This is a genomic window from Ideonella sp. A 288 (genome assembly GCF_002198735.1).
GTDB lineage: Bacteria > Pseudomonadota > Gammaproteobacteria > Burkholderiales > Burkholderiaceae_C > Pseudaquabacterium.
Genome location: NZ_MWLO01000137.1, coordinates 206441 through 222189, shown reverse-complemented (window position 1 = coordinate 222189; position 15749 = coordinate 206441). Strand labels below are relative to the sequence as shown.

Sequence of the window (15749 nt, the reverse complement as noted above, 5' to 3'; positions counted from 1 at the left end):
GGACCCCACCATGCTCAAGGGCATCGACCCCCTGCTCACGCCCGAGCTGCTGAAGGTGCTGGCCGAGATGGGCCACGGCGACGAGATCGTCGTCGCCGACGCCAACTTCACCGCCCACAGCCTGGCGGCCGGCAAGCCGGTGCTGTCGCTGGCCGGCGCGGGCGTCGAGCGCGCCGTGGTGGCGTTGACCTCGCTGCTGCCGCTGGACGACGGCGTGGCGCAGCCGGTGGCCTACATGCACGTCAGCGGCAAGCCCGAGGGCTGGCGCAGCGCGCTGCAGCGCGCGGTGATCGGCGCGCTCGAATCGCGCGGCTGCGCCACCGCCGCGCAGTGCGAGGCGGTGGAGCGCTTCGCCTTCTACGAACGGGTGCAGTCCGCGCGCGCCATCGTGCTCACCGGCGAAATGCAGCCTTACGCCAACTTCATCCTGAAGAAGGGTGTCATCGGTGAAGCCCTCGTCGAGTGAGGTCTTGGCGGGCGGCGCGCCCGACTCGCCGCAGCTGAGGCCGCGCGGCTCCAGCCAGGGCGGGCTGCGCCAGTACAACGAGCGCGTGGTGCTGCAGGCCATCCGCCTGCAGGGCGCGCTGCCCGGCGCCGAGATCGCACGGGTGACGCACCTCACCGCGCAGACGGTGTCGATGATCACCAAGCGCCTGCTCGAGGAGGGCCTGCTGCTGAAGCAGGCCCCGCAGCGCGGCAAGGTCGGCCAGCCCTCGGTGCCGCTGGCGCTGGCGCCGGATGGCGCCTATGCCATCGGCATCAAGGTGGGGCGCCGCAGCATGGACGTGCTGCTGATCGACTTCACCGGTGCGGTGCGCGACCGCTGGAGCAGCGACTACACCTTCCCCGAGCCCGGCGCCGTGCTGGCCGAGATCGGCCAGCGGCTCGACGACATCCGGCGGCGGCTGGGCCCGGATCGGCACGAGCGCGTGCAGGGCATCGGCATCGCCGCGCCGCTGTCTTTGGGCGGCTGGCGCGATCTGCTGGGCATGCCGCCGGCAGTGGCCGAGGCCTGGGACGGCACCGACCTGCGCGCCGAGGTGGCGGCGCTGGCGGGCATGCCGGTGCAGCTGCTGAAGGACACCGCCGCCGCCTGCGTGGCCGAACTGGTGTCGGGCCGCGGCCGCAGCATGGGCACCTTCCTGTACCTGTTCGTCGACACCTTCATCGGCGGCGGCCTGGTCATCGACAGCCACCTGCGCGCCGGCGTCCACGGCAATGCCGGCGCCGTGGGCTCGGTGCCGTTGCACGTGGCGCGCAACGGCGTGCCGCCGGCGCAACTGCTCAGCGTGGCCTCGCTGCTGGCGCTGGAGCGGCGCTACGTGGCCGCCGGCCTCGACGCCAGCGCGGTGGGCGACGCCCGTGCGCTGCAGGCGCCGTGGCTCGGCCACACCTCGGCCTGGCTGGACGAGGCCTGTGCCGCCATCGCGCTGTCGGTCAACAGCGCGGCCTGCCTGCTCGACCTGGACGGCGTCATCGTCGACGGCAACTTCAGCCGCGAACTGCTGGCCGCGCTGCTGCACCAGCTGGCGCCCGCGCTGGCGCGTTACAACTGGGAAGGCGTGACGCGGCCGCCGGTGCTGGCCGGCACCATCGGCTCCGACGCGCGCGCGCTGGGTGGCGCGCTGATGCCGCTGTACGCCAACTTCGCACCCGACCGCGACCTGTTCCTGAAGATCGCCGTCGAGTAGCGGCGCGGCCGGCGCCCGCCCGCCCGTCGTCGACAGCGCGGCGCTCCAACCGGCCAGCCCGGCCCGTCGCCCCTCGGGCCGCCCGAGTCGACCGTGAGCAATCGCACGCCTGCGGCCGAGCCGAAGGCGCTTTGGCCCGATGTCGCCCTGGCCGTTCAAGTTCGGCAGCGTGCATGCCGAATTCCACGGACATGCGGGCCATGGTCGGTTCGCGCCACGTCATTGGGATCTGAGGCATGTCGGCGACCATCGAAATCGAGCAGTTGCGTGTGGGCATGTTCATCCACCTGGATCTGGGCTGGTGGGCGCATCCCTTCGCTCTGTCGAGCTTCCAGATCGCGTCACCGGACCAGATCGCCACCTTGCGGGCGCTGGGCCTCAAGCAACTGCGTTGGAGCCCGGAGAAGAGCCACCTGGATGACGCCGACGCGCCAGCGGTCGATCCTGCCGGCGCGAGCGCTGCGCCGGCGGCGCAGGCCGACGCGGGCGCCGACGCCGGTGCCGCCGACGGCGCCGCCGCCATCCATCTACAGCGCCACGCGCTCGCGGCGCAACGGGCAGCCGATGCCACCTGCGATCGCCAGTACGCCGAGGCCGGCCGTGCCTGGAAGGAGGCCACCGAACTGGTCCACGCCTCGCCGGACCAGGCCCGCCACACCGTCGAGGGCCTGACCCGTGCACTGCTCGACAAGATGCTGGTCGATGGCGAGATGTGCATCCGCGTGCTCTCCGAAGGCCTGGGCGACCGCGCCGGTGCGCACGCGCTCAACGTGACGGTGATCTCGCTGCTGATGGGCCGGGTCTTCGGGCTCGGGCCCGACGAGATGCTGGACATGGGCGTGGGCGCGCTGTTGCACGACGTGGGCAAGCTGGAACTGCCCGACCGCGTGCGCCATGTCGACACCCACTTCACGCAGGCCGAGCACACCCTGTACCGCGAGCACGTGGCCCACGGCGTGATGCACGGCAAGCGCATGGGCCTGTCGCGGGGTGCGCTGGTCGTGCTGGCGCAGCACCACGAGATGACCGATGGCAGCGGCTTTCCGCAGCGGCTGAACATCGACCGCATGGCCGCCTCGGCGCGCATCGTGTCGCTGGTCAACCGTTACGACAACCTGTGCAACCCCCTGTCGCCCGCGCTGGCGTTGACACCGCACGAAGCCCTGTCGTTGATCTTCGCGCAGGCCAAGAGCAAGTTCGACGCGAGCATGCTCAACGCCTTCATCCGCATGATGGGCGTGTACCCGCCGGGCTCGCTGGTGCAGCTCACCGACGACCGCTACGCCACCGTGGTGAGCGTCAACTCGTCCCGGCCGCTCAAGCCCCGCGTGCTGGTCTGCGACCCCAAGGTGCCCGTCGAGCAGGCCCTGCTGCTGAACCTGGAGGAAGCCTCGGACATCGGCGTGCGCCGCAGCCTGAAGGCGACGCAGCTGCCGCCGGCGGCGCACAGCTACCTGGCTCCCCGACCGCGGGTCGTGTACTTCTTCGAGCCCTCGCTGGCCACCGTCGGCGAAGCGCGGGCGGAAATGGCGGCGTGACCACCGTGTCCTCGAACCCGATGGGCGCCTGGTGCGCGCTGCTCGAGGCAGTGGCTTCGGCGGCGTGGATCGTCGATGCCGGCACGCGCCGCGTGGTCGGTGCCAACGCGGCGGCCGCGGACCTGCTGGGGCAGCCGGTCGAGCGCCTGGCCGGCGCGGCTGCCGAGACCTTGATCGGCACGCCGGAAGACCTGGCCTACTGGGACGAGGTGGGGGCCGGCCACCCCGACCCGCTGAACTCCGACACCGTGCTGGTCGATGCCACCGGGCGCCTGGTGCCGGTGACGCGGCGCGTGGCCCGCCTGAGCATGGACGGCCAGCCGCTGCACCTGCTGGTCACGGTGGACGACCGCACGGAAGCCTGCCGCCAGCAGCAGGCCAGCGAGGCCCTGACGGCCGAGCTGCAGGCCACGCTCGAGTCCACCGCCGACGGCATCCTCGTCACCGACCTGGCCGGTCGCATCCGCGGCTTCAACCGCCGCTTCGCGCAGATCTGGGGCATGCCCGAGGCCCTGCTGCTGCAGCACCAGGACGAGGCCGTGTTCGACTGGATGCGGCGCAGCGTGGCCGAACCCGACGACTACCAGCGCCGCCTCGGGCTGATCCAGGACACCACGCTGATGCAGGCCAGCGAGCGCCTTGTGCTGCACTCGGGCCGGGTGCTCGAGCGCGTGACGCAGCCGCAGAGCATCCAGGGCCGCCCCTGCGGACGGGTGTGGGCCTTCCGTGACCAGACCGACCTGGTGGCCGCCGGGCGCCGCATCGAGGCGCTGTCCACCACCGACGCGCTGACCGGCCTGCACAACCGCCGCCAGGCCACCGAGCACCTGGCGCGCTCGATCGTCGAGGCCCAGCGGGACGGCATCGCGCTGGCCCTGCTGATCCTCGACCTCGACCGCTTCAAGCAGATCAACGACAGCCTGGGCCACGAGACCGGCGACCAGGTGCTGCTGGACGCGGCGGACCGCCTGCGGTCCTGCCTGCGCCAGGGCGACTCGGTGGCCCGCATCGGCGGCGACCAGTTCGCGCTGCTGGTGCACGACGCCGACCACCGCGGCGCCGAGGCCGCCGCGCGCCGGGTGCTGGCCGCGATCTCGCGCCCGTGTTCGGTGGACGGGCTGCAGTTCACGCTGACCTGCAGCGTGGGCGTGGCGCTGTTCCCGTCCGACGGCGTCGACGCCGACCAGTTGATGCGCCGCGCCGAGACGGCCATGCAGCGCGCCAAGATCGGCGGCCGCGCCTGCTTCCGCTTCCACCAGGCGCGCCACGACGATGACCTGCGCCGCCGCATGCAACTCGATCATGCGATGCGGCAGGCACTGGCCAGCCAGCGCTTCCGCCTGCAATACCAACCGCAGATCGACTTGCGCACCGGCGTGGTGGTCGGCTGCGAGGCGCTGATCCGGTGGCGCGATCCGGAGCTGGGCGATGTGTCGCCGGGCGAGTTCATCCCGGTGGCCGAGGACTCGGGCTTCATCATCGCCATCGGCGACTGGGTCATGGCCCAGGCCGTGCGCCAGGCCGCCGCCTGGAGCGAGGGCGGGTTGGCCATGCCGGTGTCGGTGAACGTGTCGGCGCTGCAGTTCCAGCAGGCCGACTTCATCGAGCGTGTGGCCGGCGTGCTGCGCGAGCACGGCCTGCCGGGCCGCCTGCTGGAACTGGAGCTCACCGAGTCGATCCTGGTGCAGGACGCCGACGAGGCGCTGGACCGCCTGTCGCAACTGGCGCGGCTGGGCGTGCAGATGGCCATCGACGACTTCGGCACCGGCTATTCCAGCCTGTCCTACCTGAAGCGCTTCCCGATCCAGCGGCTCAAGATCGACCGCAGTTTCGTCAGCGGCATCCCCAACGACGACAGCGACGCCGGCATCGTGCGCGCCATCATCCAGATGTCGCGTGCGCTGGGCATGCGCGTCATCGCCGAGGGCGTCGAGACCGAGCCGCAGCGCGCCTTCCTGCTGGAATCGGGCTGCGACCAGTTCCAGGGCTTCCTCTATGCGCCCGCGCTCGACGCGCTGAGCTTCGAAGAGCGCGTGCGCGGCCAGCCGCCGACCGGGCGACGGCGGCTGACGCTGGTCTCGAGCACCTAGCCTCGAGCATCTGACGCGCGCACGCGCCCGTGCCGCGCCGGGGCCTCGCGCGGCCCGCAGGCGAAGGCAGAATGAGGGCCTGGTCCACCTCCTGGCCCTTGTGGGGCGCCCCATGATCTACAAGTTCAAGAGCAAGGCCGCCGGCGACCTGATCATGCTCGGGCCGAACGGCGATGCGATGCTGCGCCTGCTCGGCCGAGAGCCAGCCGCCAAGGGCATCTTCGAGCCCGCGGCGATGCCCGAGGCCATCGTGGCGCTGCAGGCCGCCATCGACGCCGAGGAAGCGGCCCGCGCCGAGGCCGAGCGCGAGGCCCTCGCGACCGGTGGCGAACGGCCCGCGGCGCAGGGCATCTCGCTGCGGCAGCGGCTGTGGCCGATGGTGGAGATGATGCGCCGCGCGCAGGCCCACGGCGAACCCATCGTCTGGGGCGTGTGAGCGTCCCGCCCGCACCGAAGGCCGTCCGATGAGACTGTGGAGCGACAGCTGGCCGAACGGCGAGCCCATCCCCGACCGCCATGCCGCCGGCCGCCTGCGCGCCGACGGCAGCGTGGAGTGGTCCGACAACCTGAGCCCCGCGCTGTCCTGGCGCGGTCTGCCCGCCGGCACCCGATCGCTGGTGCTGATGTGCCAGGACTTCGACGTGCCCAGCCGCGGCGACGACGTCAACCAGCCCGACCGCGAGGTGCCCGCCGCACTGCCGCGCATGGAGTTCTTCCACTGGGTGCTGGTCGACCTGCCGCCCACGTTGACCGGCCTGTCCGAGGGCGAAGTCGGCCGAGGCTTCATCCCCGGCGGCAAGCCGGGGCCGGCCGCGGTGCACGGCGGGCGCCATGGCCTGAACGACTTCACCGCCTGGTTCGCCGGCGATGCGCAGCGCGCGGGGCAGTACTTCGGCTACGACGGGCCGTTTCCCCCGTTCAACGATTCGCTGGTGCACCACTACGTGTTCGCGCTGTTCGCGCTGTCGGTCGAGCGGCTGCCGCTCGAGGGCGTGTTCACCGGCATGCAGGTGCGCGAGGCGATGGCCGACCGGGTGCTCGACTCGGCCACGCATTCGGGCACTTACACGCTGAACCGCCGCCTGCGCGGGCCCGTGGCTTGAGCGGCTTCACCCGGCTGGTGGCCATCCGCCACGGCGAGACGGCCTGGAACGCCGAGACGCGCCTGCAGGGCCACACCGACATCCCGCTCAACGCCGTCGGCCGCGCACAGGCCGGGCGCATGGCCGATGCGCTGCGCGACGAAGGCCTGGTGCGCGTCGTCAGCAGCGACCTGGCCCGCGCCGCCGAGACCGCGCAGGTGCTGGCCACGCGCCTGGGGCTGCCGCTGACCACCGACACCGGGCTGCGCGAGCGCTGCTACGGCCGGATGGAAGGCCTGACCTACCGCGAGATCGACGACCAGCAGCCCGAGTGGGCCGCACGCTGGCGCCAGCGCGATCCCGATTTCGCCCCGCCCGGCGGCGAAAGCCTGCGGACCTTCCAGGCCCGTTGCGTGGGCGCAGCCGACCGGCTGGCCCGCGACCATGCCGGCGCGGCCATCGCGCTCGTCACCCATGGCGGCGTGCTCGACCTGCTGTACCGCGCGGCCACCGGCATCGACCTGCAGGCGCCGCGCACCTGGCGCCTGGGCAATGCGGTGGTGAACCGACTGCTGCACAACGGCGAGGGCTTCGTGCTGGTCGGCTGGAACGACGACCGCCACCTCGGCGCCACCGAGCTCGACGACACCGGCGGTTGACCGCCCGCCGGGGCGCTCTGTCAAGCCGACACTTCCGTCACAGGCCGTTACCCGGCCCGAACCTCAAGTTGCCCTTCCGGGCGGCCGATAGATCCTTCAGAGCGCCCCCCATGGACCCGGTCTGCCGGGTGCCTGTCTCGTGGGAATTCCCCAGCGGGGCTGGCAGGGCGACATCTCGAGAGGTTCGGCATGCGATCCATTTCCCGTTCAGCAGTACGCGGCTTCACGCTGGTGGAGCTCATGGTCACGGTGTCCGTGCTCGCGGTCGTGATCGCGATGGCGGGCCCGTCGATGGGCGAGTTCTCGGCCAACAACCAACTCGTGACGACGAAGTCGACGTTCTCGTCCTCGGTGGCGCTGGCGCGCACCGAGGCGGCGCGCCGCGGCCAGGCCGTGATCGTCCAGGCCATCGGCGACGGGGATGCCGGCAACGAATTCGCGGCCGGTTGGGAACTGTATGTCGACGCCGACGGCAATGGCCTCGTCGGTGCGGGCGACACGCTGCTGCGGCGTTTCGATGCGCCGAGCGACCGGGTCCACCTCGGCGGCACCACGCCGATGTCCTTCCTGCCCACGGGCTACCTGGCCGGCGGCGCCACGCTCGACTACAAGGTCTGCCGCGCGTCGGGCAGCACGGCGGGCTACACGATCAGCGTCACGCCCAGTGGCATGGCCGACGTGCGCGCCAGCGACGATTGCGGAGGCGCACCATGAAGACGAACCGTCGCCCCCAACGTGGCGTCGCCCTGATGGAAGCCCTGGTGGCGGTGCTGCTGCTGTCGGTGTGCGCGCTGGCCTACGCCGCGCTGCAACTGCGCGGCCTGTCGTCCAACACCAGTTCGATGTGGCGCAGCAAGGCGGCGCTGCTGGCCTACGAGATGTCCGACCGCATGCGTGCCAACCGCACGGGCGTCACGACCGGCAAGTACAACAACCTCATCGCCGCCGAGGCCCTGGCCGAATGCGGCGGCGCGGTGGCCTGCCAGCCCGACGAGATGGCCAAGCTGGACTATTCGCTCTGGAACACCGCCATCGCCAACGAACTGCCCGGCGCCAACGGCGCGGTCTGCCTCGACGCCACACCCGACGACGGCACCACGGCCGCGCCGGCCTGCGACGGCGCCGGCACCACCTTCGCGGTGAAGGTGTTCTGGAAGGAACGGGGCGAGGAGTCCCGCCTTTCCGTGGCGGTGCGGCCATGACACACGCCCGCCTCCACCGGGGCATGACCCTGGTCGAACTGATGGTCGGCATGGCCATCGGCCTGTTCCTGGTGTCGGTGATGAGCACCATCTACGTGGGCAGCAAGGGCACGTTCCTCGCGCAGGAGTCGACCTCCCGACTACAGGAGAACGGCCGCTTCGCGATGGACACCCTGGCCAATGACCTGCGCATGTCGGGCTTTCGCGGCTGCATGGGCGAGGTGCGCACTACCCCGCTCACCAACACGCTGAACACGCCCGGCGACGTGATGTACGACTTCGCCCAGCCGACGTGGGGCTCGCACTTCACGGGGGGCGCCTGGCTGCCCGCGCTGAGCGCGCCGATCGCGGCGCTGGCCCCCAGCAGTGCGGGCGACGTGCTCGTCCTGCGCCGACCGGTCGGCAGCGGCTGGTCTCTGACGGATGAGATGGACGAGAAGACCTCGGCACTGACGGTCAATGCGACCGGCAATCTCAAGCAGGGCGATCTGCTGCTGGTGGCCGACTGCGGCGGCGGCGCCGTGCTGCAGGCCACCAATGCCACGCCGGGACTGCTGGGCAGCATCGAGCACGTGACCGGTGCGGCGGGCATGGTCCCGGGCGTGACGACCGGCGACCTCGGCCGCGTGTTCCTGCACGACGCCCAGCTGTGGCGCATGCAGACGGCGGTCTATTTCCTGGCGCCCAGCGTGCGCCGTCCCGGGCAGGTGTCGCTCTGGTCCTTCGTGTCGCCGCGCTACGAGAACGCGGTGAACCTCAGCGAACTGGTCACCGGCGTGGAGCGCATGGCGGTGAGCTACGGCATCGACACCAACGGCGACTACGCCGCCGACGGCTTCCGCACCGCGGACGCCGTGATCGACTGGGGTCTGGTGGTCAGTGCCCGTGTCGAACTGCTGCTCGTCGGCGCCGAGGAATCGGTGACCAGCACGCCGCAGCCCTATCTCTTCGACGGTGTGCAGGTGGTGCCCACCGACCGCCGCCTGCGCACGGTGATGTCGCTGTCGGCCTCCCTGCGGAACTCGGTGCCGTGATGCGCAATCCTCCCTTCCCCTCGCTGCGCCGGGCCTTGCCGCGGCGCCCACGCTCGGGCTTCACGCTGATCGCCATCCTGGTGATGATCGTCGTGCTGGCCTTCCTGGCGCTGGCTGCCGTCAGCACCGGCATCGTGCAGGAACGCATGGCCGGCAATGCCCGCGACCGCAACGTCGCCCTGCAGGCCGCCGAGGCGGCGCTGCGCGACGCCGAGGTCGACATCGAGGCCAACCTCTCGCTGACCTCCGGCTTCAGTGCCGCCTGCGGCAATGGCCTGTGCCTGGCACCGTCGATGACGGCCAGCAACCCGTCCTCGGCCCCCCGATGGACCAACCTGGACTGGGCCGAGCAGTCGCGTGCCTACGGCAGCGTCACCGGCGCCACCAGCCTGAAGGGCCCCGGCAACGAGCCGCTGGCCAGCCAGCCGCGCTATTTCGTCGAGATGCTCCCCAGCCTGCCTGCTGCCGTCGGCAACAGCGTGTGCGTGGGCTGCACCACCATCGCCACCGAAAAGGCCCGCGCCTACCGCATCACAGTGCGCGCGACCGGGGTGCGCGATTCCACCGTCGTGATGCTGCAATCGGTCTACGTCAAGCAATGAAACATCGTCCTCAACCGGCGTCCGGCCGGCGTCTGCAGGTCGCGGGTCTCATGCTCGCGCTGTGCCCGGCGGCGGCCATGCCGCAAACCATCTCCTTTGCCCAGTCGCCGCTGTTCCTCGGCACCACGGTGAAGCCCAACGTGCTGGTGCTGTACGACAACTCGCAGTCGATGGACGGCACCATGGCCGGCAAGCTGATCGCCGGCAGTGACGCTTCCACGCGCGGCAACATTGCTCGCTCGGTGCTGCGCAGCACGATCACCTCGTACCGAGACTCCTTCCGCTGGGGGCTGGCCAGCTTCGGCCTGAAGAACAAAGGCCTGTACACCACCTATGCGTACTACTTCGGGTCGGACGCCGAGGTGGTGTACACCAACAACTGCGTCGACGGCGTGTCGCCGGACAACGGCAACCGGCGCTGCGTGGCCAACCCACAGCCCGACAAAAACGGATTCAACTTCATCACCTACGCGCTGACCGGTGACGACCCCGCCATCAACGACGTGCTGTACTCGGGCGACTTCGGGCCGCAGCTGTACGGCATCGGTGTCAACGGCACCACGAAGTACGACATCTACAAGACCCGTGGCGCGGGCACCGACTGGAACGCCGGCAACTTCGCCACTGGCCAGGGCACCTGGACCTTCACCCCCACCGATGCCGGCTACCTGCCGACCACGCCGCCGAACCGGCGCGAGTTCTTCATCAAGCGCGCCTGGGGCTACTACGGCGACATCACCGGCACCGGGGTCGTCAACCGCGCGGTGGCCGACGATTCGGCGGCGCACTACGACGCCCTGATGGCTTTCCTGGCCGTCGAGACCAACAACAACGCCACCACGGAGCTGAAGAACGCCGCGGTGTTCACCCCCTTGGCGGGCACCGTGGGCACGGCACGCGACTACTTTGCCAACGCCTTCTCAGGCAGCGGCAAGCCATCGCCGATCACCAGCAGTTGCCAGCGCAACTTCGTGCTGCTGGCCACCGACGGCAACCCGACCGGCAAGACCGACGGCACCATGTACACGCTGGCCCAGCAGGCCAACACCTACACCGCGGCGACGAACACCTGGGCCTGGTCGGCCGCGGCCACGGATGTCTTCGACCGCATCACCGGCCTGCGCTCGGTGGCCTTCGGCGCCAAGAACTACGACGTGCAGACCTATGTCATCGGCATGGGCGACTCGGTGGCCAACCAGAGTTCGGTGGCCGTGCTCGACCGCATGGCCAGCCTGGGCGGGACCACCTCGGCCTACCTCGCCAGCAACGAGGACGCGCTGAAAGCGGCCTTCCAGAAGATCGCCGTGGACATCACCTCCAAGACGGCGGCAGCCTCGGCGGTGTCGCTCAATTCCGGTTCGTGGAACACCGGTTCGCGGGTCTTCCAGGGGCGATTCAGCAGCACCGACTGGTCGGGCCAACTGCTGTCCTTCAAGATCGGCGAATCCGGGGAGCCCGACGCGGTGCCCGAATGGGACGCCGGCCAGGTGCTGAACGACCAGCACTGGAGCACCGACCGCCAGGTGTTGACGTACAAGCCATCGGCCGCGCTGGGCAGCCGTGGCGTGGCCTTCCGCTGGCCGGCCAAGCCGGCCGAGCCGACGGCGACCGAGATCGACACCGGCATGAGCACCGCGCTCAACAAGGACAGCCTGGGCAATGTCGACACTTACGGTGCCAGCCGCCTCGAGTACCTGCGCGGCAACACGGCGCGCGAGGTCGCCAATTGCGGCGCCTGCGCCGCGCCCACGTTCCGCAACCGCAAGACGACGGTGCTGGGCGACATCATCAGTTCGGCACCCGTGTACGTGGGAGGCCCCACCGGCGACTATCGCGACACCATCGAATCGGGCGCCTACAGCACCTATGCTGTCAGCCGGACCAGCAAGACGCCGATGATCTTCGTGGGCGCCAACGACGGCATGATGCATGCCTTCAAGGCCAGCAACGGATCCGAGGTCTTCGCCTATGTGCCCTGGGCCGTGCGCAACAAGCTCAGCGCCCTGACGGCCCCCACCTACAGCCACCAGTACACGGTCGACGGCTCGCCGGCCGTGGGCGACGTGTACTACGGCGGCGCGTGGCGCACCCTGCTCGTCACCGGCATGAGCGCCGGCGCCAAGGGCGTGTTCGCGCTGGACGTGAGCGACAGCGCCAACTTCACAGAGGCCAAGGCCGACAAGGTGGTGCGCTGGGAGATCGATGGCAGCGATGGCGACATGGGCCACATCTTCAGCCGCCCGGTGCTGGCCAAGACCCGCGACGGCAAGTGGCGGGCCATCTTCGGCAATGGCTACAACAGCACCAACGGCCGTGCCGTGCTGATGCTGGTGGACCTGCAGACCGGCACCGTGGCCCGCGTCGACACCAATGCAGGTGCGCCGGGTTCGCCGAACGGCCTGTCTGGCATCGCGGCCGTGTCCAGCGCCGACAACGGCGTCGTCGACATCGTCTATGCAGGCGACCTGTACGGCAACGTCTGGCGCTTCGACCTGTCGAGCGCGGCGCCGGGTTCCTGGAAGGTGCATCACACCGCGGCCGACGTGTCCGCCCCGCTGTTCAAGGCAGTGGCCGGGCAACAGATCACCGCACGGCCCGACGTGGCCAGGCACCCGAAGGGCGGCTACCTGGTCAGCGTCGGCACGGGCCGCTACATCGACATCGTCGACAACACAACGACCGGCACGCAGACGATCTACGGCCTGTGGGACAAGGGTGCCACCGTGGCCATGGCCGATCTGCAGACGCAGCTGATCGACAGCACGGCGGTCGGGGCCAGCGGCAAGAGCTTCCGGCTGACCACGCACGCCGTCGGCAAGCCGCCCGATGGCGTGATCGTGGGCGACAACGTCATCTCGGTGGACGATTACTACGCCACCCGCAAGGGCTGGAAGATGGACCTGCCGACCAGCGGCGAGCGCGTGGTGTCCGAGGCCACGGTGCGCTTCGGGCGGCTGATCGTCTCGACGCTGATCCCGAGCACCGCAGAGTGCTCCTACGGTGGCGACGGCTGGATCATGGACGTCGAGGTGATCACCGGCAACCGCAGCCCGGCGCTGGACACCAACGGCGACAACGAGGTCACCGTCGACGACTACCTCAACGGCCGCAATGCCGCTGGCGTGAAGATCGGTGCCATCCCGGCAGCGGCCAGCATCATGCGCAGCAAGAAGCGCAACCTCGACGACAAGTTGATCAACACCTCGGACGGCAGCATCGTCCGCGTGCGCGAGAAGGGCAACGAGCAGACCTCGCGCCGTGCAGCCTGGGAGCAGATTCGATGAACACGCGAGCCACGCACCACTGCCTGCCCATGACCTTGCCACAGGCCGTGCTGGCCTGCGGGCTGGCACTGGCCGGCCCCGCATCGGCCATCGCCATCGGTGGGCCCGCGGGCACGGCCGACCAGGGCCGCAACACGATCGCCGATGTGGCGACGCCGGCGACGGCGGCGGCCCCGGCCCCGGCCAACGAACTGTCGAGCGGCCGCATCGACGACCTGAGCCCCGGCCAGGTGACCATCCGCGGCAAGGCCATCGGGCTGCACCCGACGCGGCTGCGCGTGGTGGCGCCCGGCGGCCACAGCCAGAGCGGCGCCGGCTCGCTGCGCAAGGGCCAGCAGGTGCGCTATGCCCTGGACGCGGGGTCGGGCGAGGCCGCGCGCCGCATCGTGCTCATCTACATCGACCGGTGACCACCATGCGCGCTCGCCATCTCCGCGGCTTCACGCTGATCGAGTTGATGATCGGCGTGGCCATCCTCGCCATCCTGGTGTCGCTGGCCTACCCCAGCTACGTGGCGCAGGTCGCCAAGGGCCGGCGCACGGACGGCAAATCGGCATTGCTCGATGTGGCCCAGCGCATGGAGCGCTTCTACACCGAGCGGGGCACCTACGTCGGGGCCACGCTCGGTGCGGCCGGCATCCATGCCGCGACCTCGTCGCAGGACCACTACAACCTGGCCATCACGGCGCAAAGCGCTGCGGCGTTCACCATCACCGCCACGCCGAAGGGGGCCCAGGCGGGCGACGCCTGCGGCACCTACAGCTACACCCAGGCGGGTGTCAAGGCGGTCGGTGGCGGCGCCACGTTGAGCGCCGCGGTCTGCTGGTGATGGGTGGCGGTCTGACGGTGGCTAGAACAGCCCCTCGCCCCCCGAGGCGGCCGGGGGCGTGACCCCGAGGTGCCGATAGGCCGCCAGCGTGGCGATGCGGCCGCGCGGCGTGCGCTGCAGGAAGCCCTGCTGGATGAGGAAGGGCTCGATCACGTCCTCGATCGTGTCGCGCTCCTCGCCGATGGCCGCGGCCACGTTGTCCAGGCCTACCGGCCCGCCGTCGAAGCGGTGGATCACGGCCTCCAGCAGCTTGCGGTCCATCAGGTCGAAGCCTTCGGCGTCGACGTCGAGCATGGCCAGGCCCTTGTCGGCGATCTCGCGGGTGATGACACCAGTGCCCTTCACATCGGCGTAGTCGCGCACGCGGCGCAGCAGCCGGTTGGCGATGCGCGGCGTCCCGCGCGAGCGGCGGGCGATCTCGAAGGCGCCCTCGTCGTGGATCGGCACGTTCAGCAGGCCGGCCGAGCGGCGCACGATGGTGCCCAGTTCGCCCGCGGTGTAGAACTCCAGCCGCGCCACGATGCCGAAGCGGTCGCGCAGCGGGTTGGTCAGCATGCCCGCGCGGGTGGTGGCGCCCACCAGTGTGAAGGGCTGCAGGTCGAGCTTGATCGAGCGAGCGGCCGGGCCTTCGCCGATCATGATGTCGATCTGGTAGTCCTCCAGCGCCGGGTACAGGATCTCCTCGACCACCGGGCTCAGGCGGTGGATCTCGTCGATGAAGAGCACGTCGTTCTTCTCGAGGTTGGTCAGGATCGCGGCCAGGTCCTTCGGCTTCTCGAGCACCGGGCCCGAGGTCTGCCGCAGGTTCACGCCCAGTTCGGCCGCGACGATGTGCGACAGCGTGGTCTTGCCCAGCCCCGGCGGGCCGAACAGCAGCACGTGGTCCATCGCCTCGCTGCGCATCCTGGCCGCGCCGATGAAGATCTCCAGCTGTTCGCGCGCCTTCACCTGGCCGATGTAGTCGCGCAGCAGCTTGGGCCGCAGCGCGCGTTCGAGCGCTTCCTCCTGCGGCGACTGGCGCGCGGGTGCCACCACCCGCGGCAGCGGCGGGGCGGATTCGAAATCGTCGGTCTGGATGCCCATGGCAGCGATTCTCTACCGTCATGGGGCCGACGGCGCGGCGCCGGCGGCCGGCGCGCCTATCTCGACAGCGATTTCAACGCCAGCTTGATGCCGTCGCTCACGCCGACGTCCGGCGGCAGGGCCTTCAGCGCCAGCGCGGCCTCGCGGTCGTTGTAGCCCAGGGCCACCAGGGCCTGCACGATGTCGGCCTGCGCATCGTTGGCCACGGCGGCGCCGGCGGTGCCCAGGTCGGGTCCCAGCTTGCCCTTCAGTTCGAGCAACAGCCGCTCGGCCGTCTTCTTGCCGATGCCGGGCACCTTGACCAGCCGGCCCGCCTGCTGCTGGGCGATGGCCTGGGTGAGCTCGGTCACCGACAGGCCCGACAGGATGGACAGCGCGGTGCGAGGGCCGACGCCCGAGATGCGGATCAGCTGGCGGAAGGCCGATCGCTCGGCGGCGGTGAGGAAGCCGAACAGTTGCTGCGCGTCTTCGCGCACCACGAAATGGGTGAGCAGCGTGGCACGCTCGCCGAGGCCCGGCAGGTGGTAGAAGCTGCTCATCGGCACGTCCAGCTCGTAGCCGACGCCCTGCACGTCGATGAGCACGTGCGGGGGCGACTTTTCCGCGATGACGCCAGTGAGCCGTCCGATCATGGGCCGGGATTATCGGCCCCGGC

General features: G+C 70.5%; 16 protein-coding genes. 14 read left to right on the top strand and 2 right to left on the bottom strand.

Going from position 1 to position 15749, the window contains the following annotated elements; translation table 11 throughout:
* Positions 1 to 10: 10 nt before the first annotated feature.
* The 14 genes from EOINJALH_RS20555 to EOINJALH_RS20490 all read left to right on the top strand — a co-directional run bounded on the left by EOINJALH_RS20555 (position 11) and on the right by EOINJALH_RS20490 (position 14011).
* Positions 11 to 466, top strand: a complete 456-nt coding sequence (locus EOINJALH_RS20555; protein WP_088283489.1) for an RbsD/FucU family protein — start codon at positions 11 to 13, stop codon at positions 464 to 466.
* Positions 447 to 1691, top strand: coding sequence for an ROK family transcriptional regulator (locus EOINJALH_RS20550; RefSeq protein WP_088283487.1), 1245 nt, complete (start codon positions 447 to 449; stop codon positions 1689 to 1691). Before EOINJALH_RS20555 ends, EOINJALH_RS20550 begins: the two co-directional genes overlap by 20 nt.
* 236 nt (positions 1692 to 1927) lie before the next feature.
* Positions 1928 to 3229, top strand: a complete 1302-nt coding sequence (locus tag EOINJALH_RS20545; RefSeq protein WP_088283485.1) for an HD-GYP domain-containing protein — start codon at positions 1928 to 1930, stop codon at positions 3227 to 3229.
* Positions 3226 to 5319, top strand: coding sequence for a bifunctional diguanylate cyclase/phosphodiesterase (locus tag EOINJALH_RS20540; protein WP_234413958.1), 2094 nt, complete (start codon positions 3226 to 3228; stop codon positions 5317 to 5319). Before EOINJALH_RS20545 ends, EOINJALH_RS20540 begins: the two co-directional genes overlap by 4 nt.
* A gap of 112 nt (positions 5320 to 5431) precedes the next feature.
* On the top strand, positions 5432 to 5755 hold the full coding sequence (locus EOINJALH_RS20535; protein ID WP_088283483.1) for a DUF1840 domain-containing protein: 324 nt from the start codon (positions 5432 to 5434) through the stop codon (positions 5753 to 5755).
* 28 nt (positions 5756 to 5783) lie between these two features.
* Positions 5784 to 6422 carry a YbhB/YbcL family Raf kinase inhibitor-like protein gene (locus EOINJALH_RS20530; protein ID WP_088283481.1) on the top strand — a complete coding sequence of 213 codons (639 nt, stop codon included), beginning with the start codon at positions 5784 to 5786 and terminating at the stop codon, positions 6420 to 6422.
* Positions 6419 to 7060, top strand: a complete 642-nt coding sequence (locus EOINJALH_RS20525) for a histidine phosphatase family protein (protein WP_088283479.1) — start codon at positions 6419 to 6421, stop codon at positions 7058 to 7060. The genes EOINJALH_RS20530 and EOINJALH_RS20525 overlap by 4 nt, the downstream gene beginning before the upstream one ends.
* 189 nt (positions 7061 to 7249) lie before the next feature.
* Positions 7250 to 7774 (top strand): GspH/FimT family pseudopilin, encoded by a 525-nt coding sequence (locus EOINJALH_RS20520; RefSeq protein ID WP_088283477.1) that lies wholly within the window; start codon positions 7250 to 7252, stop codon positions 7772 to 7774.
* Complete coding sequence (gene pilV, locus EOINJALH_RS20515; RefSeq protein WP_088283475.1) at positions 7771 to 8262, top strand: type IV pilus modification protein PilV; 492 nt, start codon at positions 7771 to 7773, stop codon at positions 8260 to 8262. The genes EOINJALH_RS20520 and pilV overlap by 4 nt, the downstream gene beginning before the upstream one ends.
* A complete protein-coding gene (locus EOINJALH_RS20510) occupies positions 8259 to 9296 on the top strand; it encodes a PilW family protein (RefSeq protein WP_088283473.1) in 1038 nt (345 codons plus the stop codon). Before pilV ends, EOINJALH_RS20510 begins: the two co-directional genes overlap by 4 nt.
* Entirely contained in the window at positions 9296 to 9898 is a 603-nt protein-coding gene (locus EOINJALH_RS20505; protein ID WP_088283471.1) for a PilX N-terminal domain-containing pilus assembly protein, read from the top strand. The genes EOINJALH_RS20510 and EOINJALH_RS20505 overlap by 1 nt, the downstream gene beginning before the upstream one ends.
* Positions 9899 to 9975: 77 nt before the next feature.
* Complete coding sequence (locus EOINJALH_RS20500) at positions 9976 to 13182, top strand: pilus assembly protein (protein WP_158219833.1); 3207 nt, start codon at positions 9976 to 9978, stop codon at positions 13180 to 13182.
* Positions 13179 to 13592 carry a hypothetical protein gene (locus EOINJALH_RS20495; RefSeq protein ID WP_144290108.1) on the top strand — a complete coding sequence of 138 codons (414 nt, stop codon included), beginning with the start codon at positions 13179 to 13181 and terminating at the stop codon, positions 13590 to 13592. Before EOINJALH_RS20500 ends, EOINJALH_RS20495 begins: the two co-directional genes overlap by 4 nt.
* 5 nt (positions 13593 to 13597) lie before the next feature.
* The gene (locus EOINJALH_RS20490) at positions 13598 to 14011 is read left to right on the top strand and encodes a type IV pilin protein (RefSeq protein WP_088283706.1); all 414 of its coding nucleotides are present in this window, start codon (positions 13598 to 13600) and stop codon (positions 14009 to 14011) included.
* Positions 14012 to 14032: 21 nt separating this feature from the next.
* On the opposite strand, the gene ruvB is transcribed toward EOINJALH_RS20490, so the two are convergent.
* Positions 14033 to 15094 carry a Holliday junction branch migration DNA helicase RuvB gene (gene ruvB, locus EOINJALH_RS20485; protein ID WP_088283465.1) on the bottom strand — a complete coding sequence of 354 codons (1062 nt, stop codon included), beginning with the start codon at positions 15092 to 15094 and terminating at the stop codon, positions 14033 to 14035.
* Positions 15095 to 15150: 56 nt separating this feature from the next.
* Positions 15151 to 15726, bottom strand: coding sequence for a Holliday junction branch migration protein RuvA (gene ruvA / locus EOINJALH_RS20480; protein WP_088283463.1), 576 nt, complete (start codon positions 15724 to 15726; stop codon positions 15151 to 15153).
* Between the last annotated feature and the right edge of the window lie 23 nt (positions 15727 to 15749).

Bases quoted from the DNA above. Each gene is read 5' to 3' on its own strand.
- EOINJALH_RS20500 (WP_158219833.1), top strand. From the start codon at position 9,976: ATGCCGCAAACCATCTCCTTTGCCCAGTCGCCGCTGTTCCTCGGCACC.
- EOINJALH_RS20505 (WP_088283471.1), top strand. From the start codon at position 9,296: ATGCGCAATCCTCCCTTCCCCTCGCTGCGCCGGGCCTTGCCGCGGCGC.
- ruvA (WP_088283463.1), bottom strand. From the start codon at position 15,726: ATGATCGGACGGCTCACTGGCGTCATCGCGGAAAAGTCGCCCCCGCAC.
- EOINJALH_RS20545 (WP_088283485.1), top strand. From the start codon at position 1,928: ATGTCGGCGACCATCGAAATCGAGCAGTTGCGTGTGGGCATGTTCATC.
- EOINJALH_RS20555 (WP_088283489.1), top strand. From the start codon at position 11: ATGCTCAAGGGCATCGACCCCCTGCTCACGCCCGAGCTGCTGAAGGTG.
- EOINJALH_RS20490 (WP_088283706.1), top strand. From the start codon at position 13,598: ATGCGCGCTCGCCATCTCCGCGGCTTCACGCTGATCGAGTTGATGATC.
- EOINJALH_RS20495 (WP_144290108.1), top strand. From the start codon at position 13,179: ATGAACACGCGAGCCACGCACCACTGCCTGCCCATGACCTTGCCACAG.
- EOINJALH_RS20520 (WP_088283477.1), top strand. From the start codon at position 7,250: ATGCGATCCATTTCCCGTTCAGCAGTACGCGGCTTCACGCTGGTGGAG.
- EOINJALH_RS20530 (WP_088283481.1), top strand. From the start codon at position 5,784: ATGAGACTGTGGAGCGACAGCTGGCCGAACGGCGAGCCCATCCCCGAC.
- ruvB (WP_088283465.1), bottom strand. From the start codon at position 15,094: ATGGGCATCCAGACCGACGATTTCGAATCCGCCCCGCCGCTGCCGCGG.
- EOINJALH_RS20510 (WP_088283473.1), top strand. From the start codon at position 8,259: ATGACACACGCCCGCCTCCACCGGGGCATGACCCTGGTCGAACTGATG.
- EOINJALH_RS20535 (WP_088283483.1), top strand. From the start codon at position 5,432: ATGATCTACAAGTTCAAGAGCAAGGCCGCCGGCGACCTGATCATGCTC.
- pilV (WP_088283475.1), top strand. From the start codon at position 7,771: ATGAAGACGAACCGTCGCCCCCAACGTGGCGTCGCCCTGATGGAAGCC.